The sequence below is a fragment of the Saccharothrix sp. S26 genome (assembly GCF_021390395.1).
Classification (GTDB): domain Bacteria; phylum Actinomycetota; class Actinomycetes; order Mycobacteriales; family Pseudonocardiaceae; genus Actinosynnema.
In genome coordinates this window covers 319,122-345,230 of sequence record NZ_JAJUWT010000005.1, presented here as the reverse complement: position 1 = coordinate 345,230, position 26,109 = coordinate 319,122, and the positions used below count along the sequence as shown (strand labels likewise).

Below are 26,109 nucleotides of genomic sequence, written 5' to 3'. Positions count from 1 at the left end.
GGGAAGGAACGGGAAGGTTGACCATGGCGCTGCCCTTGACCGGTGCTCAGACGGGTGTCTGGTTGGCACAGCGGCTCGAGCCCGACAACCCCGTCTACAACGTCGGGTGGTACCTGGAGCTGCGCGGACCGGTCGACCACGAACGGCTGGTGGCGGCCGTGCGGCAGGTGGTCGGCGAGACCGGCGCGCTGCACGTCCGCTTCACCGACGAGGGCCAGATCCCGGTCCCGCCGACCACCGACGTCACGCTGCTGTCGTTCGACTCGGTCGCCGAGGCGCGGGCGTGGATGGAGGACGACCTGGCCCGGTTGACCGACATCGCGAACGGCCCGCTGTTCCACCACGCGCTGCTGCGCATCGCCGACGACCACGTGCTCTGGTACCAGCGCTACCACCACCTCGTGGTCGACGCCTACGCCTGCGTGCTCATCACCCGGCGGGCGGGCGAGCTGTACGAGGGTTCCACCGAGCCGCGACCGAAGCCGGTGCGGGCGCTGGTCGACGCCGACGTCGCCTACCGCGAGTCGCCCGCGCGGGAAGCCGACCGGGCGTTCTGGCACGCGAGGATGGCCGACCACCCCGAGCCGGTGCGGCTCGTGCCGCGGGCCTCCGGGCAGGTGCGCGAGGTCGTGCGCCGCACCGTCGAGCTGCCGAACCCGTTGACGTCACGGCAGGTCATCGCCGCCGTCGCCACCTACACCCACCGCGTGACCGGCGCGTCGGACATCGTGCTGGCCATGCCGGTGACCGGTCGGCGGGACGCGGTCAGCCGCGTCACGCCCGGCATGGCGTCCACCGTGCTGCCGCTGCGCGTCACCGTGCGGCCGGACAGCACCATCACCGGGCTGATCGCCGAGGTCGACCGCGAGATCCGCGAGGTGATCCCGCACAGCGCCTACCGCGGCGAGGACCTGGCCCGCGAGCTCGGCCTGCGCGACGGCATCCCCGAGCTGGTCGGGCCGACGGTCAACTACCTGGGCTTCGGCAAGGAGATGGGGTTCACCGGGCTCGACCCCGCGTTCCACATGCTGTCGCTGGGCCCGGTCAACGACCTCACCACGTCGTTCCTCCAGCGCGCCGACGGCAGGCTGGTCGTGACGTTCGAGGCGAACGCCGCCGTGTGCACGCCCGAGGAGCTGGCCGAGCACCAACGCCGCTTCCTGCGCGTGCTCGACGCCGACCCCGACCGCCCGGTGGCGTCGATCGACCTCGTCGACGACGCCGAACGGGCACGGTTGCTCGACCTCGGCACGTCGCCGCGCGAGGTGGACGAGGTGACGTGGCCGGGCGCGGTCGAGCGCCAGGCCGCGCTGCGCCCGGACGCCGTGGCGGTGGTGTGCGAGGACGTGTCGCTGACCTACGCCGAGCTGAACACCGCCGCGAACCGGCTGGCCCGCGCGCTGGTCGCGTCGGGCGTAGGGCCGGAGGACGTCGTCGGCGTGGCGCTGCCCCGCTCGGTCGACCTGGTCGTCACGCTGCTCGCGGTGATGAAGGCGGGCGCGGCCTACCTGCCGCTGGACCTCGACCACCCGCGCGACCGCGTCGACTACATGGTCGCCGACGCGGGCGCGAAGCTCGTCGTCACGCCGGACACGCGGTTCGAGCTGCCCGCCGACGGCTCGGACCTGGGCCTGGACATCGCGCTGGACCAGGCCGCGTACGTGATCTACACGTCCGGCTCGACCGGGCGGCCCAAGGGCGTCGTGGTCACGCACGAGGGCATCGGCAGCCTCATCGCGACCGCGGTGGACCGGATCGGGATCACGCCCGACAGCCGGGTCGTGCAGTTCGCGTCCGTCGGGTTCGACGTGGCCGTGTGGGACCTGTGCATGTCCCTGGGCGTCGGCGGGCGGGCGATCGTCGTGCCGTCGCACCGCCGCGTCGCGGGCCCGGAGCTGACCTCCTACATCGCCGCGCACGGCGCCACGCACATGATCCTGCCGCCGTCGCTGGTCGCGGCGTTGCCGCCGGACTGCGAGCTGCCCGAGGGCGCGGTGTTGATCGTGGGCACCGAGACCGTGCCGACCGAGCTGATCGCCCGGTGGGCCAAGCGCTTGCGGGTCGTCGCCGCGTACGGCCTCACCGAGGCCACGGTCAACTCGACGTTGTGGCCCGCCGAACCGGACTGGACCGGGCCGGTGCCGATCGGCGTGCCGGACCCGAACACCCGCTGCTACATCCTCGACACGGCGCTGCGGCCCGTGCCGGTGGGCGTGGAGGGCGAGCTGTACGTCGGCGGGCGAGGGCTCGCGCGCGGCTACCGGGGGCAGCCGGCGCTGACCGCGTCCCGGTTCGTGGCCGACCCGTTCGCCGGGCCCGGCGAACGGATGTACCGGACGGGCGACCGGGCGCGGTGGCGGGCGGACGGCGGCATCGACTTCCTGGGCCGGGCGGACGGCCAGGTGAAGATCCGCGGGTTCCGGATCGAGCCGGGCGAGGTGGAGAGCGTCCTCATGGCGCACCCGGCGATCGCGCAGGCCGCCGTGCTGGTGCGGGAGGACCACCGGCGGGTCAAGCGGCTCGTCGCCTACGTGGTCGGGTCGGCTTCGCCGGTGGACGCGCGCGAGCACGTCGCCGGGCTGCTGCCGGAGTACATGGTGCCGTCGGTGGTGGTGCCGGTGGCCGGGCCGCTGCCGCTGACCCCGAACGGCAAGCTGGACCGGGCGGCGCTGCCGGAACCGGACTGGACCGCGCCGGCCGGTGACGCGCCGGCCACCAACCCGGTCGAGCGGACGTTGGTGGGGCTGGTCGAGGCCGTGCTGGGGCTCACGCCCGGCATCCACGACAACTTCTTCGAGCTGGGCGGCGACAGCATCGTCACGATGCAGCTGGTGTCGCGGGCCCGTGCGGCGGGGCTGGAATTCACCCCGCGTGAGGTGTTCGAGCACCGGACCGTGGCGGCGCTGGCTCGGGTGGCCCGCGCGGTCGGCGCGGAGGTCTCGCTCGACGGGTTCTCGTCGGACGTGCTGCCCGCGTCACCGTTGCAGGAAGGGTTCTTCTTCCACGCGCAGTACGACGCGGACGACTCGTACGTGGTGCAGGAGGTGCTGAGCCTCGACGTGGACCGGGACGCGGTGCAGGGCCTGCTGGACCGGCACCCGTTGCTGCGGGCGGGTTTCCGCCAGACCGAGCGCGGCCGCGTGGAGCAGGTGATCGCGGAGTCGGTGTCGCTGCCGTGGCGCGAGTACCCGGCCGACGACGACGTCGAGGCCGTGCTGGCCGCCGAACGCGCCGAACCGTTCGACCTGGCCCACCCGCCGCTGATGCGTGCGGCCCGCCACGGCGACCGCCTGGTGCTGACCCTGCACCACATCCTGCTGGACGGCTGGTCGGTGGGGCTGCTGCGGCGCGAGCTGCTCGGCGGCCGGATCCCGCCGGTCGACCACCGGCGCTACTTCGCGTGGCTGGCGAGCCGTGACCGGGACGCGGCCCACGCCGCCTGGCGCGCCGCCCTGTCCGATGTGGACGAACCGACGAAGATCGTCGGGTTGTCCACAACCACCCTCGCCCCGACCGGAATCGTCGGTGCCGGCCGGCAGAATGAAAGCAGGGGTCCCCTGGGAGGGGACGCCGGCGAAGCAATGCCGGCCGGGCCGGCGGCCGGTGCGGCGGTGTCGTTGGTCGACGCCGACGCAGCGCCGTTGGCCGCCACCGGCGAAGTGGTGTCGGTGGCCGGCGAAGCGATCCCGCGCGCGGCAGCGCCGTGGGGCGAGGTGTCGGCGAGGCACGGGCAGCACCGGGTCAGGTTGTCCGCCGAGTTGAGCGCCGCCCTGGTCGGTGAGGCGCGGCGGAGGGGACTCACGCTCAGCACCGTCCTGCACGGGGCGTGGGGCCTGCTCCTCGGTGGCCTCACCGGGCGCGCCGACGTCGTCTACGGCACCACCGTGGCCGGGCGGCCGGCGGAGGTACCCGGCATCGAGAACGCGGTCGGGTTGTTCATCAACACCGTCCCGGTCCGGCAGCGGTGGCGTGGGGGTGACGGTCTCGCGGCCGTCTTCGAGCGGTTGCAGGGTGAGCAGGCGCGGCTGTTGGACCACCAGCACCTCGGGCTCGCCGAGATCCAGCGCGTCACCGGGCACGGCGAGCTGTTCGACACCCTCGTCGTGGTCGAGAACTTCCCCGACCTGGTCGACGACGTCGAGATCCGCGACCAGGTGCACTACCCCCTGGCCCTGATCGCCCTGCCCGGCGACCGCGTCGAGCTGCGCCTCAAGCACCGCCTCCCCGACGCCGAGGTCGCCGCCCTCGCCGACCGGCTGGTCCGGCTGCTGTCCGCGTTCACCACCACCCCCGACCGGACCGTCGCGAGCCTCGACCTGGTCTCGGACGCCGAAGCCGAGTGGCTCGCGCGCCTCAACGCGACCACCGCCGAGGTCGCCGAAGGCACGCTGGTCAGCCGGATCGCCGACCAGACCGCCCGCACCCCGGACGCCACGGCGGTCGTGTACGACGACGTCACCCTCACCTACGCCGAACTCGACCGGCGCTCCACCGCGCTGGCGCACAAGCTGCGCGGCCACGCCGTCGTCGCGGTCGCCGTGCCCCGGTCGGCCGAGCTGATGGTGGCCCTGCTGGGCGTGCTCAAGGCCGGTGCCGCCTACCTGCCGCTGGACCTCGACTACCCGGCCGACCGGGTCGAGTTCATGCTGGCGGACTCCGGGGCGACCACCGTCGTCCGACCCGAGGACTGCGCCGACACCGGAGCACCCCGGGGGGAACTGCCCGCCCCGCACCCCGACCAGCCCGCCTACCTCATCTACACCTCCGGCTCGACCGGGCGGCCCAAGGGCGTCGTCGTCACGCACCGCGCCATCGTCAACCGGCTCGCGTGGATGCAGCACGAGTACCGCCTGTCCGCCGACGACCGCGTGCTGCAGAAGACGCCCTCCAGCTTCGACGTGTCGGTGTGGGAGTTCTTCTGGGCCCTGTGCGAGGGCGCGGCGGTCGTGCTGGCCAAGCCGGACGGCCACCGCGACCCCGCCTACCTGGCCGACCTCGTCCGCCGCGAGCGGATCACCACCCTGCACTTCGTGCCGTCGATGCTGGCCGCGTTCCTGACCGTGCCCGAGGTGCACGAGGACGCGACGTGGTCGGCGAGCCTGCGCCGCGCGTTCAGCAGCGGCGAGGCGCTGACCGGCGACGTGGCCGCCCGGTGGCGCGCGCTCACGGCCGTGCCGCTGCACAACCTCTACGGCCCCACCGAAGCCGCCGTCGACGTCACGCACTTCGAGTACGACGGCGCGCCCGACCCGGCCGTGCCGATCGGCCGCCCGGTCTGGAACACCCGGCTGCACGTGCTCGACCCGTTCCTGCGGCCCGTGCCGGCCGGCGTGCCGGGCGAGCTGTACCTGGCGGGCGTCCAGCTCGCCCTCGGCTACCACGGCCGGCGCGCGCTCACGGCCGAGCGGTTCGTCGCGAACCCGTTCGGCGAGCCCGGCGAACGCATGTACCGCACCGGCGACCTGGTCGTGCGCCGCCGCGACGGCGTGCTGGTCTACCTCGGCCGCACCGACCGCCAGGTCAAGGTGCGCGGCAACCGGATCGAGCTGGGCGAGGTCGAGTCGGCGCTGGTCAAGCTGCCCGGCGTGGCCCGGGCCGCGGTCATCGCCCGCGACGGGCAACTGCTGGCGTACGTGACGCCGGCCGACGTCGACCTCGACGCGGTGCGGGCCGGCATCGCCGACGCCCTGCCCGCCGCGATGGTCCCGCACGCGGTCGTGGCGCTGCCCGACCTCCCGCTCACCCCCAGCGGCAAGCTCGACCAGAACGCGCTGCCCGCGCCGACGCTCGCCAAGGCCGAACGGCGTGCCCCGCGCACCGACCGGGAACGGCTGCTGTGCGAGGTGTTCGCCGACGTCCTCGGCCTGGCCGAGCCGGGCGTGGACGACGACTTCTTCACCCTCGGCGGCGACAGCATCACGTCCATCGCGGTGTCCAGCCGGGCCCGCCGGCTCGGCATCGGGATCAGCCCCCGTGACGTGTTCGAGCACCGCACGGTGGCCGCGCTCGCCGCCGTCGACACCGCCGTCGACACCGCCGCCGACGCACCGCTGCTCGTGCTGACCGACGAGCAGCGCGCCGCCCTGCCCGAGGCGGAGGACGTGTGGCCGCTGTCGCCGTTGCAGGAGGGCCTGTACTTTCACTCCAGCTACGACACCGGTGCGCTGGACGTCTACCTGTCCCAGGAGACGATGGACTTCGCGGGCCGGCTCGACGTCGACCGGCTGCGCCGCGCGGGCGCCTCGCTCCTGGCCCGCAACCCGAGCCTGCGCGCCGGGTTCACCAGCGACGGCGTGCCCTCCCCGGTGCAGTTCATCGCGCCCGGCCTGGAGATCCCGCTGCGCGTGGTCGACGCCGACGACGCCGACGTGCCCGAGCTGCTGGCCGCCGACCGGCGCGAGCGGTTCGACCTGGCCGTGCCGCCGCTGTGCCGGTTCCTGGTGCTGCGGCTGCCCGACGGCCGCGACCGGCTCGTCATCACCCACCACCTGATCCTGTGGGACGGCTGGTCGGCGTGGCTGTTCCTGGAGCAGTTGCTGGAGCTCTACCGCGACCCGGACGCCGTGCTGCCGCCGCCCGGCTCCTACCGCGACTACCTGGCCTGGCTGGCGCGGCAGGACCACGACGCCGCGCTGCGGGCGTGGCGGACCGCGCTGTCCGGCCTGCGCGAGCCGACCCTGGTCGCGCCCGTGGACCGGTCCCGCGAGCCGGTCATCCCGGCCGAGTTCCACCAGGAGCTGACCGAGGAGCTGACCGACCGCATCCGGGCGCGGGCCCGGCAGCACGGCCTGACCGCCAACGCCGTGTTCAACGCCGCGTGGGCGATGGTGCTGGCGAGCCAGGTCGGCCGCGACGACGTGGTGTTCGGCACCGCCGTCGCGGGCCGCCCGGTCGAGGTCGACGGCGTCGAGCACGTCATCGGCATGTTCCTCAACACCATCCCCACCCGCGTCGCGCTGAACCCCCGCGAGACCGTGCTGGAGCTGCTGCGGCGCATCCAGGCCGAGCGGACCGCGCTCATGTCCTACGAGCACGTCGGCCTGGGCGAGATCCAGCGGGAGGCCGGGCACCGGCAGCTGTTCGACACGCTGTTCGTGCTGCGCACCGGTGACGGCGACGACCGGCAGGACGAGCTGGCGTCACGGCACGGCGTGCTCGACGTGTCCAACGTGGACGGCACGCACTTCCCGCTGACCCTCATCATCACGCCCGGCGCGCGCACCCGCGTGACCCTGGCGTCCCGGCCCGACACCTTCGCCGCCGACGCCGCCGAAGCGCTGCTCACCCGCTACACCACCGTGCTGCGCCGCCTGGTCGACTCCCCGGACGCGCCGGTCGGCACGATCGACGTGCTGCCCGACCACGAACGGCACGCCCTCGAAGCCGAGTGGGACGCCGGCGCCAACCCGCTGGTCGAGGACACGATCGCCGACCTGCTCGCCGCCCGGGCGCGCGAGACCCCGGACGTGACCGCGCTCGTGTTCGGCGACCGGCGGCTGACCTACGCCGAGCTGCAGGACCGGATCGACACCCTGGCCCGGGTGCTGATCAGCCGGGGCGCGGGGCCCGAGCGGGTCGTCGCGCTGGCGTTGCCGCGCACGATCGAGATGGTGGTGGCGCTGTTCGCGGTGCTGCGCACCGGGGCCGCGTACCTGCCGCTGGACCTCGACCACCCGGCCGACCGGCTGCTGATGATGATCGAGGACACCGAGCCGCTGTGCGTGCTGTCCACCGCGGCCGTCGGCCTGGTGCCGGACGCGCTGCACGTGGACGAGTTGGACCTCACCGGCGTGCCGGAAATCGTCGAGTGGCCGAGGTTCTCGCTGGACCACCCGGCGTACGTGATCTACACGTCCGGCTCGACGGGCCGCCCGAAGGGTGTCGTCACGCCCTACCGCGGCCTGACCAACATGCAGCTCAACCACCGGCAGGCGATCTTCGCGCCCGCCATCGCGGCGGCCGGCGGTCGGCGGCTGCGCATCGCGCACACCGTGTCGTTCGCGTTCGACATGTCGTGGGAAGAGCTGCTGTGGCTGGTCGAGGGCCACGAGGTGCACGTGTGCGACGAGGAGCTGCGCCGCGACGCGGCAGCCCTGGTGGCGTACTGCGACGAGCACCTGGTCGACGTGGTCAACGTGACGCCGACCTACGCCCAGCTGCTGATCGAGGAGGGCCTGCTGGAGGGGCACGTGCCCGCCCTGGTGCTGCTCGGTGGCGAGGCCGTGCCGGAGTCGGTGTGGCAGCGGCTGCGGGACACGCCCGGCACGTACGGCTACAACCTGTACGGGCCCACCGAGTACACGATCAACACGCTTGGGGCGTCCACTGAGGACAGCGAAACGGCGACCGTCGGCAAGGCGATCTGGAACACCCGCGCGTACGTGCTGGACGCGCACCTGCGGCCGGTGCCGCCCGGCGCGCCCGGCGAGCTGTACATCGCGGGCGTCGGCCTGGCCCGCGGCTACCACGACCGGTTCGGGCTGACCGCGCAGCGGTTCGTGGCCGACCCGTACGGCCCGCCCGGCACCCGCATGTACCGCACGGGTGACCTGGTGCGGGCGCGGCCGGATGGCAACCTCGACTTCCTCGGCCGCACCGACGACCAGGTCAAGATCCGCGGCTACCGGGTCGAGCTGGGCGAGGTGGAGGCCGCGCTGGCCGCCCAGCCCGGTGTCACGCACGCGGCGGTCGTGGTCGACGCCGGTCCCGGTGGCGTGAAGCGGCTCGTCGGTTATGTCGTGGCTTCGGTCGAAACTGCACCGCTGCGGGAAAACCTGAAGCGCAGCCTTCCCGATTACATGGTGCCCGCCGCGATCGTGCCGGTGGACGCGTTGCCGCTGACCGTGAACGGCAAGCTGGACGTGCGGGCCCTGCCCAAACCGGTGGTCACGGGCGCGACGTCGTCGCGTGCCGCCTCCACCCGCGCGGAGGAGGTGCTGTGCGGGCTGTTCGCCGACGTGCTGGGCGTGCCGTCGGTGGGCGTGGACGACAACTTCTTCGACCTCGGCGGCCACTCCCTGCTCGCCACCCGCCTGATCAGCCGGGCCCGGTCGGCGCTGGGCGTGGAGCTGGCCATCCGCGACCTGTTCGACGCGCCCACGGTCGCCGAACTGGCCGCACGCGCCGGCGGCGGCCCGGCCCGGCCGCCGCTGCGTCCCGTGCCGCGGCCCGACGAGCTGCCCCTGTCGTCGGCGCAGCAGCGGTTGTGGCTGATCCAGCAGATGGAGGGCACGTCCGCGGCGTACAACTTCCCGCTGGTGTTCACGCTGCACGGCCCGCTCGACGTCACCGCGTTCACCGCGGCCGTCGGTGACGTGGTCGACCGGCACGAGGCGCTGCGGACGGTCTTCGGCGAGCACGAGGGCACGCCGTTCCAGCGGGTCCTGCACGACGTCACGCCCGTGGTGGTCGTGCGCTCGGCGGAGGAGGACGAGGTCGCCGGCATCGTGCGCGACGAGGTGCGGCGGCCGTTCGACCTGCGCGTCGAGCTGCCGTTGCGGGTGACGGTCGCGTCCTTGGCCCCCGACGAGCACCTGATCGTCATCCTGCTGCACCACATCACCACCGACGAGTGGTCGGACCGGCCGTTCCTGCGCGACCTGGCCACCGCGTACCGGGCCCGACGCGACGGCGCGGCCCCGGGGTGGCAGCCGCTGCCCGTGCAGTACGCCGACTACACGGTGTGGCAGCGGGACGTGCTGGAAGTCGTGGGCGAGGAGCAGCTGGACTTCTGGGCGCGGGCGCTGGCCGGCGCGCCGGAGGAGCTGGAGCTGCCCGTCGACCGGCCGCGCCCCGGACGGCCGACGTTCCGCGGCTCGGACGTGGAGGTGGCGTTCTCCGCCGAGCAGGCCGACGGGCTGCGGGCGTTGGCGCAGGCGTCCGGCGCGTCGATGTTCATGGTGCTGCAAGCCGCCGTGGCCGCGCTGCTGGGCCGGTTGGGCGCGGGCGACGACATCCCGCTGGGCGCGCCGATCGCGGGGCGCACCGACGAGGCGTTGGACGACCTGGTCGGGTTCTTCGTCAACACGCTGGTGCTGCGGGCCGACCTGTCCGGCGACCCGGGCTTCACCGAGCTGGTGGCGCGGGTGAAGGAGACGTCGCTGGCCGCGTTCTCGCACCAGGACGTGCCGTTCGAGGCGGTGGTGGACCGGATCAACCCCACCCGGTCGGCGGCGCGCAACCCGCTGTTCCAGGTCATGGTCGGCTACCACAGCCGCGGCGGTGACGCCGGGACGTTCGACGGCCTGCCCGTGACGTGGGTGGGCCACGAGACCACGACCGCCAAGTTCGACCTGGTGTTCAGCTTCACCGAGGTGGTCGACGGTCCGGTGGTGTGCCGGCTGGAGTACGCGACCGACCTGTTCGACCGGGTCACCGCCGAACGGCTCGGCGGCCGGCTGACCGCGCTGGTGGACGCCGTGCTGGCCGCGCCGTCCGCGCCGGTGAGCGCGGTGGACCTGCTGGCGGACGACGAGCGGCGACGCGTGGTCGACGAGTTCAACCGGACCGAACGCGAGGTGCCGGAGGAGACGTTCACGACGCTGTTCGCCCGGTGCGTGGCCGCGAAGCCGGACGCCGTCGCCGTGGTCGACCGCCACCGCTCCGTCAGCTACGCCTGGCTCGACACCCGCTCCGACCGGATCGCCGGGCTGCTCGCGGCCCGCGGCGTGGGCCACGAGTCGGTGGTGGGCATCGCGGTGCCCAAGTCGGCGGACATGGTCGCCACCGTGCTGGCGGTGCTCAAGCTCGGCGCGGCCTACCTGCCGCTGGACCTGTCCCACCCGGCCGACCGGATCGCGTACATGATCCAGGACTCGGCCGCGAAGCTCGTGGTGACCACCCGGGCCGCCCCCGTGCCGGAGGTGGCCGAGGTCCTGGTCCTCGACTCGGACGCGGCACGCGAAGAACTGGCCGCCGAGCCCTCGACCGCCGTGCGCGGCGGGCCGTTGTCCCTGGACTCGGCGATGTACGTGATCTACACCTCCGGGTCGACCGGCCGGCCCAAGGGCGTGGTGGTGCCGCACGAGGGCATCGCCAGCCTCACCGCCACCGCGATCGACCGGATGGGGCTCACCGAGGACAGCCGCGTGCTCCAGTTCGCCTCCGTCGGCTTCGACGTGGCGGTGTTCGAGCTGACCATGGCGCTGTGCGTGGGCGGGCGGCTGGTGTTCGCCCCCGACGAGGTGCGCGTCGCCGGTCCGGAGCTGACCGACTTCCTGCGCGACCGGCGGATCACGCACATGATCCTGCCGCCGTCGCTGGTGTCCGCGCTGCCCGCCGACTGCGAGCTGCCCGAGGGCTCCACCATCCTGGTCGGCACCGAGACCGTGCCGCCGGACGTGATCGGCCGCTGGGCCGGTCGGCTCAACCTGCTCGCCGCCTACGGCCTCACCGAGGCCACGGTCAACTCGACCCTGTGGCAGGCGGTGCCGGAATGGGACACGGCCGTGCCGATCGGCGTACCCGACCCCAACACCACCGTGTACGTGCTGGACGACCGGTTGCGGCCGGTACCGCCCGGCGTGGTCGGCGAGCTGTACGTGTCCGGTCGCGGCCTGGCCCGCGGGTACATCGGGCAGGCCGCGCTGACCGCGTCCCGGTTCGTCGCGTCACCGTTCGGGCCGCCCGGCGCGCGCATGTACCGCACGGGCGACCGGGCGCGCTGGCGTGCCGACGGCAACCTCGACTTCCTCGGCCGCGTCGACACGCAGGTCAAGATCCGGGGGTTCCGGATCGAGCTGGGCGAGATCGAGGCCGCCCTGGCCCGGCACCCGGACGTGGCGCAGGCGGCCGTGCTCGCCGACCGCACGGGCGACGTGACCAGGCTCGTCGGGTACGTGGTCGGCTCGACCGAGGACGACCTGCGGGCGTTCGTCGCCGAACGGCTCCCCGAGTACATGGTCCCGGCCACGGTGCTCTTCCTCGACGGCCCGCTGCCGCTCACCCCGAACGGCAAGCTGGACCGCCGCGCCCTGCCGCGGCCGGACTGGTCCGCGCTGACCGGCGACGACCGGCCCGTGACGCCGGAGCAGAAGGCCATCGCCGAGCTGTTCGCGGAGATCCTCGGGGTGTCACCGGGCATCCACGACAACTTCTTCGCACTGGGCGGCCACTCGATGGCGTCCATGCGGCTGGTCGGCCGGATCCGGTCGGTGTTCGGCGTCGACATCGCGTTGCGCGACGTGTTCGACTCGCCCACCGTCGCCGGGCTGGCCGGTCGGCTGACCGGCGCGACCTCGGCCCGCCCGCGGCTGCGCCGCTTCGACCGGCCGGTGGACCTGCCGCTCGCGCCCGTGCAGCGGGGGCCGGTCGGCTGGGACCACGCGCTGGCGTTGCGCGCCCGGACCCCGTTCGACGTGCCGGCCCTGATCGCCGCGCACGCCGACGTCGTGCGCCGCCACGAGCCGCTGCGCACGGTGCTGGACGGCGGCGTGCAGCGCGCCGTGCCCGTGCCGCCGTTGCGGGTGGAGCCGGTGGCGGTGCTGGACGAGGCGCTGGCCGCGTTCGCCGCCGAACCCCCGGAGCCCGGCCGCCCGCCCGTGCGCGCCCGGGTGCTCGAGGACGCGTCCGGCGCGCAGGCGCTGCTGCTGACCATGAGCTACCTCGCCGTGGACGAGTGGTCGGTCGTGCCGCTGTTCCGCGACCTCCAGCACGCCTACGCGGCCCGGCGGCGCGGTGACGCTCCACAGTGGACCGAGCTGCCGGTGACCTACGCCGACTACGCGTTGTGGTCGCTGGAAGTCCTGGAGGTGGTGGGGGAGGAGCAGCGTGCGTTCTGGCGCGACACGCTGCGCGACCTGCCGGACATCGCGCTGCCCCGCACGGGGGAACGGCGACCCGGCCGCCACCGGGCCGACGTGGTGGCGTTCGAGCTGCCCGCGGACCTGCACGCGGCCGTGGACCGGCTGGCCGCCCGCACCAACACCAGCATGTTCATGGTCGTGCAGGCCGCCGTCGCCGCGGCCCTGACGCCGTACGGCACGGACCTGCCGATCGGCACCATGGTGGCCGGCCGGACCGAGGAGGCGCTGGCCGACCTGGTCGGCTGCTTCTTCAACCGGGTCGTGCTGCGCACCGACACCGCGGGCGAGCCCAGCTACACCGAGCTGCTGGCCCGCATCCGGTCCACCGACCTGGCCGCGTTCGAGCACGCCGACGTGCCGGTGCCCGCCGAACCGCAGGTCATGATCGTGCACCACGAGAAGGCGGTGCTGTCGGCGCTGGAGGGCGACACCGGGTCACTGGTCGCCGTCCCCACCGGCACGACACCCGCCGAGCTGACCGTCAGCTTCTACGAACCGCCGGACGACGGCCCGGTGCCGTGCTACCTCGTCTACGCGACCGATTCGTTCACCTCAACCACCGCCCACCACCTGGCCGACGCCGTGCTGCACCACCTGCACCGCGCGACGACCGACCCCGACCGGAGGATCGTGCCGTGACCAACCCGTTCGAAGACCCCGAAGGCCGCTTCCACGTCCTGGTCAACGACGAGGGCCAGCACTCGCTGTGGCCGTCGTTCGCCGACATCCCGGCCGGCTGGACCTCCCGCTTCGGCCCGGACACCCGCGACGCCTGCGTCGCCTACGTCGAGGAGCACTGGACCGACCTGCGCCCGCTGTCCCTGCGCTGACCGCTCAACGTTCGAGCAGGGCGTGCAGCAGCTGTCGGGCGACGTCGCGGAACACCTCGCTCCACCGGGCGAGGTTCCGCGCGGCGCGCACGCGGACGTGCTTCGGCAGGCGCTCGTCGAACGCCACCTCACGTGCCGCGATGACGGCGGGTTCGCGGTGCTCCCGGTGGTTGGCCACCAGTGCCTCGGCACTGCGCAGGCGCACGACCGGCGGGAGGTCGCGATCCCGCGTCATCGCGCGGAGCGGGTGGGTGGCCGTCAACGGCGTGATGGCCGCGACGGCCTCCAACGCACGCAGCCGGTGCCGCGGGTCCGCCGCGGCGCTCAGCTCACCGAGGATCGCCAACGCTTCTCGTCGCCTGCTCCGAGCCGCCTTCTCCAGGATCTCGGCCGCTCGAACTCGGCAGGTCGGCGACAGCGCGGTGTCCACGGCCATCGCGTGGGCGATCTCGGCCGCGTGAGCACGACCTGGTGCGCCGAACCGCACCAGGTCCGATGCCGCCGCACACCGCAACGCCGGTCGTTGCGAAGTGTCGGCCGCGATCTTCCGGAGCAGTTCGGCTCCCGTGGCGCGGTCTTCCGGCCGGTAGTCCACCAGCTTCGTCGCGGCGAGCCGTCGGACGACAGGGGACACGCGCTCGTCGTCGCGCATCGCCCGGACACCGTCCAACCCGTCCACGTGGCGCAGCCGGAACAGCGACTCGAGCCGCCGCCACGACGAGGTCCGTTCGTCGGAGGCCACCCGGCGCAGGAAGTCCACTACCCCGGCAGGCGGGAGCCGCAGCAGACCGATGATCAGGTTTGCGGCCCTGAACCGGGCGTGCAGGGATTCCGCCTCGTCCCCGACCACGTCGAGGGCCCTGGCCACCGCTTCACGTCGGTAGGGCGTGCCGCAGTCGGCCAAGGCCCGCCAGGCGCGGAACCGGAGGCTGGAGTCCGACGCCAGGTGGGTCAACGTGCCGAGGGCTTCCGGTACGACCTGGTGCGATGCGTCGACCAGTGCGACCGCCGCATCGACCCGGTCGGCGCGTGTCGACTCGATCGCGGTCATCACGTCACGCGCGGCCGTGGTCACCACATCGGTCAACGCCGGACTCGGGTAGCGCGGCAGGCGCACCCCGACCGGTGTCGCCCTGTCCGTCACCAGTTCCTCGAAAATGGCATCTCTCGTCCGGTCGGCGACACGGTTGAGGGCGTCACGCCGGGTGGTCGTGGAGGCGCTCGGGTGGTGGACGACCGCGAAGTTGAGCTTGTTGATCTCAGCTTGGCGGAGGGCGTTGAGGCGGCTGAGCCGCTGGACCAGCCCGACATGCTCCTCCAGCGTGACCATCGGATCGACGAGCATCCGCTGCAGCACCACGACGCACCTGTGCCAGTGGGACCGATCGAGTCGGACCAAGTCGTAGGCGGCTCCGCCACGTTCGTCCGTGGAGGCGTCCTCGTCGTTCACCACCGACTCGAGGTGGTTGACGGCGTCCGTTGCGGTCGGCTCGAACCGCGCCAAGGTCATGAAGGCATCACCGCGCTTGTCGGAAGCCAGGTGCGCATCGTCCGCCAGTTGCCGGAGCGCGGACACCGCCTCGTGGTCGGGCTCCCCGCGCAATTCCATCACCAGCGCCGCGGCTTCCCGCTTCATGTCGCAGTCGACATCCCGGTCCACCTGCGTGGCCACGTGTGCGGTGATGTCGCCGCCCAGGCGCGCGAGTTGGGACATCGTGAACTTCCAGCTCCACGGCGACGGGTGAAGCATGGTGTCGGCGGCGAAGTCGATCATCTCGGCGATGCGGTGGGGGTCGAGGAGGGCCAGCGAGGTCGCAGCTTTGAAGCGCGTGGTCGGTGCGACGACGTGGTCGAGCACGACACCGCGCACGAGCGACGCCGTCGAGTCGTCGTGGTGGCCGAGTGCGGCCAGCGCCTCCGCTCCCGAGATGACGACCTCTGCGTCAGTGGTTGCTCCGATGACTTCCTGGATGTGCTTCGCCAACCGGGCCCGCACCTGCGGGGCCGTTCGTGTGAAGTAGCGCGCGCTTGACAACAGCCTGTCCGTTTCCCACAGCTCTAAGAAGACCCCCAACAAGGGCTGGTGGAATCTGCGATGCAGCCTGATGAGGCTGGTACACGCCTGGTGTCTGACCATCCAAGAGAGTGTCGTGTCGGAGAGGGCGCGCAACAGCGTCTCAGCGGCTTGGTCGGAGTCCTCAGCCTTGATCGGCACGGGACTGAAGTAAGAACTCAGGTAGGCGTCTTCTTCAGTCGCGGGGGTGAGCAGCTCGAATTGTGCTCGGGCCGCGGCCTCCTTGTACCGGGTGTCAAGAGAAGCGAGTAATTGCCAAGCCCTGGAGGCATCATAGGGACGGAGCACGTGCGAGAGGATGTCGAGGAGGTTCTCCACCACCTCGCCGTGGAACTCCGGCCCAAGGCGGCTCAATTCGCGACCTGCGTCGCACCGCCGACCCGGATCAGTGCCCGGATCGGTGAGATCATGGCGCAACCGGTTGATGGCGTTGGTCCGATGCGGTTCGCCGAACTCGCCCAACCGACCGAGAGCTGCTTCTCGCTCGAATCCGGTCACCAACGGGTCGTCGGCGATACGCAGCAAGTGACGTGCCGCCTCGTCGTGGTACTCCGGTCCGAAGTCGGCGAGCGTTCGAACGGCCCAGTAGACCGCGTTCACATCCGCCTGGTGATCGTCGATCGTCTTGCGCAGGTGGACCGCCGCCGCGTGCGGGCTGCATCCGCCGAGATCGATCAACGCCTCCAGGATGGTGCGCCGATCGGAGTGCTCCGGCTGGTGCTCCGCCATCATGTCCTGCAAGTGAGCTGCGGCAGTGGCCCGGTGTTCCGGCCCCAACTCGGCGAGGGTCTTCGCCGCGTTGGCACGCTCGACGCGGTGGCGCCACCGCTGCCCGACCAGTTCCACCAGTGCGGTGGCGGCCTGGTCCAGGTGGTGGGCTCCCAGTGAGGCGAGGGCGATTGCGGCGTCACGGCGGCCGGTCATCGAGCCGACCGGATCGCGCAACACCGACAGGAAGACCTCGGCGCACCTGTCGTGGAACTCGACGCCGATCTCCACCAAGCCGGTCGCTATCTCGACCAGGTCGTCGTTCGGCATGAGCGGGTCGTCGAGGAGGTCCAGCAATGCCTTCGTGGCGCCTTCGCGTCCCTCGACGCTGAGGCTCGCGAGCACCACGGCGGCGGTGCGGCAGTCCGACATCTCGGCATGGGGGTCGGCGAGCACGGCCCGCAAGCCGCGTTCGGCCGCGTTACGTTCGGAGGCCCCGCACTGCGACAGCGCCTCGGCGGCGGCGAGGCGGTCGGGGACCGCGGTGGACGGGTCGTCGGCGACCGCGCAGAGGAGCGCGACCGCTTCCGGCGTGTGGGCGGTGCGCAGGCGGGTGGCCAGAGCGGTCGCCGCCTCGACCCGGGACTCCCACGGCGCGCGGTCGTCGCGCATCAGGTCGAGCAGCCACGACACGAGCGCCGGGTGGTGGGCGGCACGGCTCGCGTGGCGCAGCACCTCCGCGCCCAGGTAGTCCGTGGTCATCGCCCACGCCCGGGCGGTGGCCAGGAAGTCGTCGACGACCTCGGGGCCGGCCGGCAGGTGCTGGGCGAGGAGCTTCGCGGCCAGGACGTGGTGGCTCGCGCCGCCCCCGTGCAACGACCGCAGCACGTGGTCGGCCTGGTCAGGGCGAAGACGCGTGTAGTGGAGCAGCACCGCGCGCGCATGACGGCCCGGCTCGCCCTGTGACGCGGTGTGCAGCAAGGACGTGAAGTCGTGGTGCCCGGCGGTGAAGGAGGCGGGCAGTTCGCGGGCCCTGGCGGTGGCGGCCAGGTGCTCGGCGAAGCTGTGGTGCAGGAAGCGCAGGTCGTCGCCGCGCTGGACCAGCGGGCCCACCGCGGTGAGGAACGTCGTCAACTCCTCGGTCCACCCGACCCGCACGGGCAGGCGCTCGGCGACCCACGTGCGGGCGGCCGTGACGAGGGAGGTGTCACTCTCGAGGCGGACCCGGCCCAGGTGTTGCAGCAGGTCGTCGCGCAGGTGGTCGAACGGGCCGGGGGCGGTCGGGTGGGCCGTGAGCAGGTAGCCCAGGTATGCCTCGTAGAGCTCGTACTGGTTGTCCGGCAACGGGCGGTCGCCGAACCGCTCGAAGATGATCGCGGCGATGGTCACCAGCAGGGGGACGCGGGCCAGTTCGTCCAGGTGCGCTGCCCGGAGTTGGCGGAGGAACCGATCGGCCCGCCCGGGGCTGCCGTCGAACCAGTTGTCCGCGAAGCGGCGCAGCGCCCTCTCGTCGAACGGTTGCAGCTCGTACCGCGCGGCGGACGCGCGCTGGAGCGGGGCGAGGATCGAGCCTTCGATCGGCCGGGTGGTCACCACGACGCGGTACGGCGAACCCGGCGCCGCGCACCCCTCCAGCACGTGCAGCAGACGGCTCTGCCCGACCGGGTCGGCCACCTCGTCCAAGCCGTCGACCAACAGCAGCCACCGACAGCCGGCCACGCGTTCGGCCACCCGCGTCGGATCGACCTCGGACCACAGCAGCGAGCCGTAGTCCGCGGCGATGCTCTCCACCAGCGCCTTCGGGAACGGCAGGTCGAGGCGCTTGGCCAGTTCGCGGGCCGTCAGCCGCAACGGCACCACCGGCTCGGCCAGCGGCGGCGACCCGTCGCGGCCGGACCACCGCGCGGCGATCTCGCCCGCCAGGCGCAGCGACAGCGTCGACTTGCCCTGTCCCGGGCCGCCGGTGACGAGGACGTGCTCGTCGTCGTCCAACGCCTGCCGCACCGTGCGCGCGGGCGGCCGGACGGTCAGGCGCGGCTTGGGCGCCGCCCGTTCGCGCAGCAGGCCGCGTTCGTCCAGCTCCGGTTCCGTGCGGGGCTGCTCGTCGTGCGCGTCCTCGGTGCCGGTCCCCAGCTCTTGCCGCACGTACACGGTGTCCAACGACGGCGTCCGCGCGCCGGGCAACCGGTACGGCAGGTCGCGGGCCGCCACTTCCTGCGCGCGGAGCAGCGACCGCACCTCGTCGGGCAGGACCGGCAACGAGGACCAGTCGTCGGGAGCGTCCTGGCGGTTCGCCCTCTCGGCCCTGCGCCGCCGCTCGCGTGCCTCCCACGCGGCCTTCCACAGCCGCACCGCCCGTTCGCGGTCCATGGCCAGCGCGACGACCAGCGCGTCCAGGACCTGTCGGCTCGGCAGGTAACGACCGCCGCACACCTCGGAGACCTTGGCGCGGGACAAGCCCACGCGCTGCGCGACCCAGTCCTGCGTGACGCGGGCGGCGGCTCGGTGTCGCTCGACCTCCGCGGCGAAGGCGCGTTCCGGCGCTGACGGCTCCACTCGTCACCCCTCGGCGTGTCCCCTGCGGTGTCCCGGAAACGTCCCTCCGCTGTCGGGACGCCCGCCGGTCGCCCCACGCTAGCGGCAACCGAGATCACCGGACGGGTGGAAAGGGGACGACGTGACGAACGCGCTGTCGATCACCGCAATCCTGGGGTTCGCCGGGTGCGCCATCCTCTCAGGGCAGGCGGTCCTGCTCGTCCTGCTGTGGCGCGCCCTGCGCACGGCCGCGCCGCCGGTCACCGTGAACGTCGTGGCCGGGACCGCGGGTGGCGTGGTCCAGGCGGGCATCATCGGACCGGGGTAGCCGCACCACGCCCTCGTCCAGGTCCAAGCGCAGCGGTGGGGCGCTTTGGGTGTCCTCCTCGCGCATGACGGCCACCGAGTCGCGGTAGTCCAGCTCCCTGCGCTTGGAGCCGTAGAACATCGCGGTGATCTCGTTGACCGTCGTGGTGGCCAGCGGGGTGCCCTTGCGCTTTCGGCGGCGTTGGCGCAGCAGTTCGTACACCGCGACACCGACCACCGACAGCGTCCCGCCGGGGATGCTCCACGCCAACACCGTCTCCACCGCGTCCACGTCACCGCAACGGGTGGGGGAGCGGCGGAGTTCCGGTGCCTCGTGGAGGGCGGGCCCCACGAGGCACCGGCACGCGCGTCAGTAGACGTAGCACTCCGTGCTGCTGCCGGTGTAACCGGCCGCGCGCACGTCCGCCACGGCCAGGGAACCGGCGAAGCGGCGGTCGACCTCGGCGCGCTCGGCGGCGTTCGGCAGCTCGTTGCGGCACGACACGGGCGCGCTGGAACCCGACATCAGGTCGGTGCACAGGCCGGTCCGCCGGTCCGGCAGGCCGAGGATGTGCCCGATCTCGTGGGTCGAGATCCGCGGCCGGAAGTAGCCCTGCTGCACGGCCTGGCGTCCCATGTAGACGGTGCCGTTGCCCAGCGACGTCACGTAGGCCCGGGGCCAGCCGTCGTCCGCGAGGATGCGGATGTTGACGCCGGAGGTCGAGGTCCGGCGGGCCAGCTTGACGTTGGACACCGAGTTGTTCCAGTTCGTCGCGGCGCGATCCCAGTCCGCGGTGAACTCCTGGGCCTGGCTCACGTCGTAGTACAGGGTGCGCACCAGGGCCTGGGACTGCGCCGACGCGGCGGGCGCGGACACCGCGACCAGCGGCAGCATCAGGCCCAGCACGCCGACGAGGACGCCAACGGCCTTTCGTACGAGCATGGTGGTCTCCTTGGGGTACAGGGAAAGGGAGCCGTGTGACAGGGAGGCTCCCGTCACCCAACGAACCAGCCGTGAGCCCATCGTCACCAGCCCCATACGTAGGGTTGTGCGGGTGTGATCGGACCCGCCGGCCGTGTGAAGCTGCGGCGATGACAGCCGAGATCACTGTCGCGCGGTGGCGTGACCAGGCGCTCGCGCCCCTCCTGCTCGCCTACCACCTGCGGACCGAGGCGGAGAAGGGCGTCGCGGTGACCGCCGTCGAGGACCTGCCGCCGCGCTACCGCGCCGAGGTGCTCGACCCGCGGACCGCGTTCGCCGCCGACGCCGTGTGGGTGGCCGAGACCGGTGGGAATCCGGTGGGCTGCGTCGCGGCCTCCGCGTCGGCCGACGCCTCGCTGGAGGTCAAGCGGCTGTGGGTGGACCCGGCCTGCCGGGGCAGGGGAGCGGCGAAGGCGCTGGTCGGCGCGGTGCTCGAGCACGCCGCCGACACGGGTGCGGTGGCCGTGCGGCTGTCGGTGTGGCATTGGCGGCGGGACGCCATCGGGCTCTACGAACGCCTCGGCTTCACCGTCGTCGACTCCTGGGACGACCGGCCCGGCCTGGTGTGCATGCGACGAGAAATAGTTGACGCTGACTAGTCGCTCATGGATAGTCAAAGTTGACTAGGAGGTGTCGGTGAAGGCCAAGCGAAAGGTCGGCAACCTGCTCGGGTTGGCGGTGCTCGGGTACCTCGTCCGCGAGCCCATGCACCCCTACGAGCTGAGCCGGCTCATGCGGGCGCACGGTGACGACCGCAGCATCAAGTTCACCCACGGCTCGCTGTACATGGTGTTCGGGCAGCTCGAGAAGGCCGGCTTCATCTTGGCGCACGAGACGACGCGCGAGGGGCAGCGGCCGGAGCGGACGGTCTACGCGTTGACCGATGCCGGGCGGGCCGAGCTGAAGGACTGGATGCGGGAGCTCGTCGCCGAACCCCGGCACGAGTACCCGCAGTTCGTCGCGGCCCTGTCCATGATCGCGGCGCTGCACCCCGACGAGGTCGTCGCCCTCCTGCGCGACCGGCTCGACGGCCTGCGCCGGCAGGTGGAGGAGGCCGAGTCGGTCATGGCGGGCACCGACGCGCACCCGCTGTTCCTGGTCGAGGAGGAGTACCGCATCGCGCTGCTGACCGCCGAGGTCGCGTTCGTCCGGCACTTCCTGGAGCGCATCGAGGACTGGCGCCCGCTGTGGGCGGGCTTCCACGAGGAGGAACGATGAGAGCGACCGTCATCGGCGGCGGCATCGGCGGGCCCGTCGCCGCGATCGCCCTGCGCAAGGCCGGGATCGAGGCGAGCGTCCACGAGCGCTACGACCGCACGGCCGACGGCTCGGGCGGCGCGTTGAGCATCGCGCCCAACGGCATGCAGGCCCTGGAGGTCGTCGGCCTGGCCGACGCGGTGCGGGAGATCGGCACGCCGATCACCGCCATGGAGCTGCAGAGCTGGACGGGCCGGACGCTGGGCCGGTTCGGCAGCGAACCGCCGCAACTGCTGGTGTGGCGCTACGACCTGTACCGCGTGCTGCGCGAGGAGGCGGCCCGGCAGGGCATCGCCGTCGAGCACGGCAAGGAGCTCGTCGACGCCGTCGACCGCGGCACGCACGTCACGGCGCGCTTCGCCGACGGCTCGGAGGCGGACGCCGACGTGCTCGTCGGCGCGGACGGCATCCGGTCGACCGTGCGGCGGATCATCGACCCCGACGCGCCGGGCCCGCGGCACGCCCGCCTGATCGGCTTCGGCGCGCGGCTCGCCCGGACCGGTGAGCCGTCGACCGGCGGCGCGCTGCGGCTGGTCTCGGGCAAGCGCGCGTTCTTCGGCTACCAGGTCCACGACGACGGCTCCGGCGGCTGGTTCGCCAACCTGCCCCGCAAGACGCCCCTGACCACGGCCGAGGCCCGCGCCACGAGCCCGCGGCGGTGGCTGGACGTGCTGCGCGGGACGTTCGCGCCCGACCGCACCCCCGCCGTGCGCCTGATCGACGCCACCGACCCCGCCGACCTGGTCGTCACGGGCGCGTTGGAGGACGTGCCGAGCGTGCCGAGGTGGAGCCGGGGCCGACTGGTCCTGGTCGGGGACGCGGCGCACGCGACCTCACCCAGCTCCGGCCAGGGCGCGTCGCTGGCGTTCGAGAGCGCCGTGCAACTGGCCCGCTGCCTGCGCGACCTGCCGCACGACGAGGCGTTCCGGGCTTACGAGGCGATGCGCCGCGACCGGGTCGAGCGGATCATCGCCCAGGCCGCGCGCACGAACCGCGATAAGGCCGCCGGTCCCGTGGGCCGCCTCCTGCGCGACGCCCTGATGCCCCTGGCGTTCAAGTTCGCCGACCCGGCCAGGTTCACCTGGCAGTTCGACCACCGCATCGAGTGGGACGACACGCTCAGCCACGCGTAGGCGGTGGCCCGACGGCGAGCCGCCGGGGCGGAGGTGCCTCGACGGCCTGGTCCCGGTCGCGCCCGGTTCGGGAACGCGGCCGCGGCCACGAGGGCGGCGGTCTGGTCGCGGTGGCGCAGGACCGTGCCAAGTTCGCCGTTCCGGCACGGTGGCTGCGGTCGCGAGGGTGGCGGTCTGGTCGCGGTCGCGGTGGCGCAGGACCGTGCCAAGTTCGTCGTTCCGGCACGGCGGCCGCGGTCACCAGGGCAGCGGGCCGTCCGCGCCGAAGAACCCGCCGGTCGGCCCGTCCGCGTCCAGCGTGGCCAGGCGCACCACGACCGCGGCACCCTGCGCGACCGTGAGAAACCCCGTGTGGTTGTTGCTGTCGGTGTCGACGTAGCCGGGTGCGGCCGCGTTGACCAGGACGCCGTCCGCGCGCAGCTCGTTGGCGTAGTGCACGGTCAGCGCGTTCAGCGCCGACTTGGACGGCGAGTACGCCGCCGACGGCGGCAGCCCGGCGAACGGGCCGTCCGGGTCGCTGATCAGGCCCAGCGACGCGGCGTGGCTGCTGACGTTGACGATGCGCGGCGCCGGTGACCGCCGCAGCAGCGGCAGCACGGCGTTGGTCACCGCGATCACCCCGAAGACGTTGGTCTCGAACACCCGTCGGACCATGGCCAGGTCGACCGTGCTGGGCACCTGGTCGACGGCCTCGGAGGGCGAGACCTGACCGGAACCGGTGATGCCCGCGTTGTTGACCAGCACGTCGAGGTGGCCGAAGCGCTCCTCGACCTGCTCGGCGGCCGCCCGGGCGGTGGCGTGGTCGGTGACGTCCAGCGTGATCGCGTGCACGTCACCGCCCGTCGCGCGCAACGCGGCGGCGGCCTCCTCGCCGCGCCGTGGATCCCTCGCGCCGACCAGGACCGTCATGCCGAGCGCGGCGAGCTGCTCGGCGACGCCCCGGCCGATGCCCTTGTTCGCGCCGGTGACCAACGCGACCCTGCGATGTGCGGTGTGCTCACTCATGCCCATGGGACGACGCGACCGTGGTCGGCTGTGACAGCCCGGCGGCGATTCGTCAGCAGAACCTGCTCAGCAGCACCTCGACGCGGGCCCGGTGGTGGTCGGGGCGCAGGCGGCGGCCCTGGTTGAGGGTGGCCTGGCCGTGCAGCGCGCTCCACAGCACTTCCGTGAGCGTCTCCACGTCGTCGTCGCCGGCGAAGGGCTCGACCACCGCCACCAGTTCGCCGAACGCGGCCCGCAGCTCGGGCGGCGACTCGGCCGTGCCGAACGACAGGTCGACCTCCCGCACGAACATGGCGTCGTAGAGCGCGGGCCGGGTGGCGGCGAAGTCGAGGTAGGCGTCGGCGAGCGCGCGGAGCGCCTTGGCGGGGGAGCGGTGGGCCGTGCGGGCGGCGCGCATCCGTTCGGCCAGGTCGCCGATCGCCTGCAACGCCACCGCGCGCACGATCGCGTCCTTGTTCTTGAAGTGGCTGTAGAGCACCGGCTGGCTGTACTCGACCCGCTCGGCCAGGCGACGGGTCGTGACCGCGTCCCACCCCTCGGCCTCGGCGAGTTCCCGGGCCGCGTCGACGATCAGCCGGTGGCGTTCGGCGCGTTCGCGCTCGCGGCGCTCTTGGATGGGCACCACTCGATGCTAGCAGTGCTAGACATCCGAGCGCGACTAACGCTAGTGTCGCTCGTGTATCTAGCACTGCTAGCACCTTGGAGTCGGGACATGTCCCACCAGCGGATCAACACCGTCCTCGCCGCGCTCGTCGTCCTCGCCGGCTTCTGGTTCGGCCTCGGCTTCCTGCTCGACGGGCAGGGCTCGGCGGCGGGGTTCGGCATCGACCCGTGGCCCGAGGGCAACGGCTACTTCGTGGTCAAGGGCGTCCGCGACCTCGCCTACGCGCTGACCGCGCTGGTCCTGTTGCTGCTGGGGCACCGCCGTGCCCTCGGCTGGGTGGTGCTGGCCGACGCGATCATCCCCATCGGCGACTGCGTCGCGGTGTTCACCAACGGCGGCACGGTGGCCTACGCGCTGGCCGTGCACGGCTCGGCGGCCGTGCTGGTGCTGCTCACGGCCGCGTCGCTGCTGTGGGAGACCCGGAAGCGGTCAGCAGGAACGCCGGAGACCACCAGTAGTCGTGCAGCCGGGTCACCCGCACTCCGGTGAACCCCGCCCGCTCGACCTGCTCCGCCCACCGCGACGCGGGCTGCTCCCAGGTGGCCCGCGTCGCGCCCGGCACGAGCTGGCCGGTCAGCACCGGCATCAGGAACCCCTGCGCCACCAGGTCCCGGTCGTCGTCGTACTCGGCCAGCCCGCGCTCGTAGGCCTCGGCCAGGAACCGGCGGTGCTCGGGGCTGCCGTGCGCCAGGTCCGGCACGTCGAACTCGACCACGGCGAGCACGCCGACGTGCCCCACCAGGTCGGCCAGCACGCGGTCGCGCACCTCGTGCGGCAGCGTGTGCAGCGCGAACGTCGACTGCGCCACGTCGAACACGACGTCCTCGGCCAACCCCGCCGCGAACGGCTCCACCCTCGTCCGCCGGGCGTCGACGTCGTAGCCGTCCAACGCGCGCACCGCCGCGTCCAACAAGGCCGCGGAAGGCTCGACCAACGTGACCGAGGCGGGCGCGTGCGAGGCCAACGCGGGCCGCAGCGCCCGCCCGTCACCGCAGCCGATGTCCAGCAGGCCGGCCGGTTCCACCTCGGCGTAGAGCCGGCCCAACGCCTCGCTGACGGCCCGGTAGAGCCCCACGTTGCCGCCGCCGCCGATGAACGCCTCGAACGCCGCGGGCTGGTCGTACACCGACCCGTCGCGCGTCGCCGCCAAGTGCTCCGCCAACGCCGCCGCCAACGGCGTGCCCCCGCCGCGCACCGCCTCCCTGGCCGTGCCGGTGTCGCCGTCCGCCAGCGCCCGCAGCGCTTCGTCGATGTGGTTCGTCACCGCACGAGCATCCCAAACGCCGGACGGCGACACCGGGAGCCGGCCGGCCCCGAGCAGGTCCGCGTCGCGGACCGAGCCGCCGTCACCGGCTTCGGCGCGCTCACCCCGCCGAAGGTTCGGCCTCACCGTCCGGCGTCCGTTCCGTGATCCGGACGTAGTACCCGTTGGGGTCGCAGATCCGGAAGTCACGCAGCCCCCAGGGCCGGTGCTGCAACTCCTCCTCGATCGGCCACCCGGAGGTCTCGACGCGGCGGGCCTCGGCCTCGACGTCGTCGACCTCGAACACGAGTTCCACCCCCACCGGCGGACGGCGGTGCTCCGCCGGGACGGCCTGGGGGCGCGGGGACACGCCGACGCACACCTCGTCGCGGACGAGGGAGGCGTAGGGGTGCGAGCCTTCCGGCTCGTACCGCACCGCGGTGAAGCCGAGCACCGAGGTGTAGAACTCCACCGTCGTGTCCAGGTCCTGCGGGAAGACCTCGAAACGCAGGGTCATCGGCATGCGGCTGTCTCCCCGTGGCGCGGCGGTCACCGGCGCGACGCCCCGC

At 72.9% G+C, this 26,109-nt stretch carries 13 protein-coding genes; 6 read left to right on the top strand and 7 right to left on the bottom strand.

The window, feature by feature from the left end; genetic code table 11:
• The first annotated feature begins 23 nt into the window (after positions 1-23).
• Both LZG04_RS10425 and LZG04_RS10420 read left to right on the top strand, forming a co-directional pair.
• Positions 24-13,442 carry a non-ribosomal peptide synthetase gene (locus LZG04_RS10425; RefSeq protein ID WP_267935816.1) on the top strand — a complete coding sequence of 4,473 codons (13,419 nt, stop codon included), beginning with the start codon at positions 24-26 and terminating at the stop codon, positions 13,440-13,442.
• Positions 13,439-13,633 carry an MbtH family protein gene (locus LZG04_RS10420; protein ID WP_123742389.1) on the top strand — a complete coding sequence of 65 codons (195 nt, stop codon included), beginning with the start codon at positions 13,439-13,441 and terminating at the stop codon, positions 13,631-13,633. The genes LZG04_RS10425 and LZG04_RS10420 overlap by 4 nt, the downstream gene beginning before the upstream one ends.
• A gap of 4 nt (positions 13,634-13,637) precedes the next feature.
• Here LZG04_RS10420 and LZG04_RS10415 read toward each other — a convergent pair whose 3' ends face one another.
• From LZG04_RS10415 to LZG04_RS10405, 3 genes are all read right to left on the bottom strand, one after another.
• Positions 13,638-18,971 carry an XRE family transcriptional regulator gene (locus LZG04_RS10415; RefSeq protein WP_233815612.1) on the bottom strand — a complete coding sequence of 1,778 codons (5,334 nt, stop codon included), beginning with the start codon at positions 18,969-18,971 and terminating at the stop codon, positions 13,638-13,640.
• 178 nt (positions 18,972-19,149) lie between these two features.
• A complete protein-coding gene (locus LZG04_RS42420) occupies positions 19,150-19,548 on the bottom strand; it encodes a DUF6191 domain-containing protein (protein ID WP_233815611.1) in 399 nt (132 codons plus the stop codon).
• A 78-nt stretch (positions 19,549-19,626) separates the two neighbouring features.
• Positions 19,627-20,199, bottom strand: coding sequence for a snapalysin family zinc-dependent metalloprotease (locus tag LZG04_RS10405; RefSeq protein ID WP_233815610.1), 573 nt, complete (start codon positions 20,197-20,199; stop codon positions 19,627-19,629).
• A 149-nt stretch (positions 20,200-20,348) separates the two neighbouring features.
• Here LZG04_RS10405 and LZG04_RS10400 point away from each other — a divergent pair, with 149 nt between their 5' ends.
• Genes LZG04_RS10400 through LZG04_RS10390 form a run of 3 tightly spaced genes read left to right on the top strand, consistent with a single transcriptional unit; the run spans position 20,349 to position 22,628 of the window.
• Positions 20,349-20,837, top strand: a complete 489-nt coding sequence (locus tag LZG04_RS10400; protein ID WP_233815609.1) for a GNAT family N-acetyltransferase — start codon at positions 20,349-20,351, stop codon at positions 20,835-20,837.
• Between the two features lie 37 nt (positions 20,838-20,874).
• On the top strand, positions 20,875-21,456 hold the full coding sequence (locus LZG04_RS10395; protein ID WP_233815608.1) for a PadR family transcriptional regulator: 582 nt from the start codon (positions 20,875-20,877) through the stop codon (positions 21,454-21,456).
• Positions 21,453-22,628 (top strand): NAD(P)/FAD-dependent oxidoreductase, encoded by a 1,176-nt coding sequence (locus LZG04_RS10390; RefSeq protein ID WP_233815607.1) that lies wholly within the window; start codon positions 21,453-21,455, stop codon positions 22,626-22,628. The genes LZG04_RS10395 and LZG04_RS10390 overlap by 4 nt, the downstream gene beginning before the upstream one ends.
• A 237-nt stretch (positions 22,629-22,865) precedes the next feature.
• On the opposite strand, the gene LZG04_RS10385 is transcribed toward LZG04_RS10390, so the two are convergent.
• On the bottom strand, positions 22,866-23,633 hold the full coding sequence (locus LZG04_RS10385) for an SDR family oxidoreductase (RefSeq protein WP_233815606.1): 768 nt from the start codon (positions 23,631-23,633) through the stop codon (positions 22,866-22,868).
• A 52-nt stretch (positions 23,634-23,685) separates the two neighbouring features.
• Positions 23,686-24,255, bottom strand: coding sequence for a TetR/AcrR family transcriptional regulator (locus LZG04_RS10380; protein ID WP_233815605.1), 570 nt, complete (start codon positions 24,253-24,255; stop codon positions 23,686-23,688).
• Between the two features lie 90 nt (positions 24,256-24,345).
• Here LZG04_RS10380 and LZG04_RS10375 point away from each other — a divergent pair, with 90 nt between their 5' ends.
• Positions 24,346-24,786: a DUF4267 domain-containing protein gene (locus LZG04_RS10375; RefSeq protein WP_233815604.1), complete on the top strand. Its 441-nt coding sequence runs from the start codon at positions 24,346-24,348 to the stop codon at positions 24,784-24,786.
• Here LZG04_RS10375 and LZG04_RS10370 read toward each other — a convergent pair.
• A complete protein-coding gene (locus LZG04_RS10370; protein WP_233815603.1) occupies positions 24,689-25,561 on the bottom strand; it encodes a class I SAM-dependent methyltransferase in 873 nt (290 codons plus the stop codon). The two genes, LZG04_RS10375 and LZG04_RS10370, sit on opposite strands and share 98 nt — an antisense overlap.
• Before the next feature lie 100 nt (positions 25,562-25,661).
• Complete coding sequence (locus tag LZG04_RS10365) at positions 25,662-26,057, bottom strand: glyoxalase/bleomycin resistance/extradiol dioxygenase family protein (RefSeq protein ID WP_233815602.1); 396 nt, start codon at positions 26,055-26,057, stop codon at positions 25,662-25,664.
• Positions 26,058-26,109: the final 52 nt, after the last annotated feature.

Excerpts from the sequence above, each read along its gene's own strand:
- LZG04_RS10425 (WP_267935816.1), top strand. The coding sequence starts at position 24 with ATGGCGCTGCCCTTGACCGGTGCTCAGACGGGTGTCTGGTTGGCACAG.
- LZG04_RS10405 (WP_233815610.1), bottom strand. The coding sequence starts at position 20,199 with ATGCTCGTACGAAAGGCCGTTGGCGTCCTCGTCGGCGTGCTGGGCCTG.
- LZG04_RS10400 (WP_233815609.1), top strand. The coding sequence starts at position 20,349 with ATGACAGCCGAGATCACTGTCGCGCGGTGGCGTGACCAGGCGCTCGCG.
- LZG04_RS10390 (WP_233815607.1), top strand. The coding sequence starts at position 21,453 with ATGAGAGCGACCGTCATCGGCGGCGGCATCGGCGGGCCCGTCGCCGCG.
- LZG04_RS10385 (WP_233815606.1), bottom strand. The coding sequence starts at position 23,633 with ATGAGTGAGCACACCGCACATCGCAGGGTCGCGTTGGTCACCGGCGCG.
- LZG04_RS10375 (WP_233815604.1), top strand. The coding sequence starts at position 24,346 with ATGTCCCACCAGCGGATCAACACCGTCCTCGCCGCGCTCGTCGTCCTC.
- LZG04_RS10365 (WP_233815602.1), bottom strand. The coding sequence starts at position 26,057 with ATGACCCTGCGTTTCGAGGTCTTCCCGCAGGACCTGGACACGACGGTG.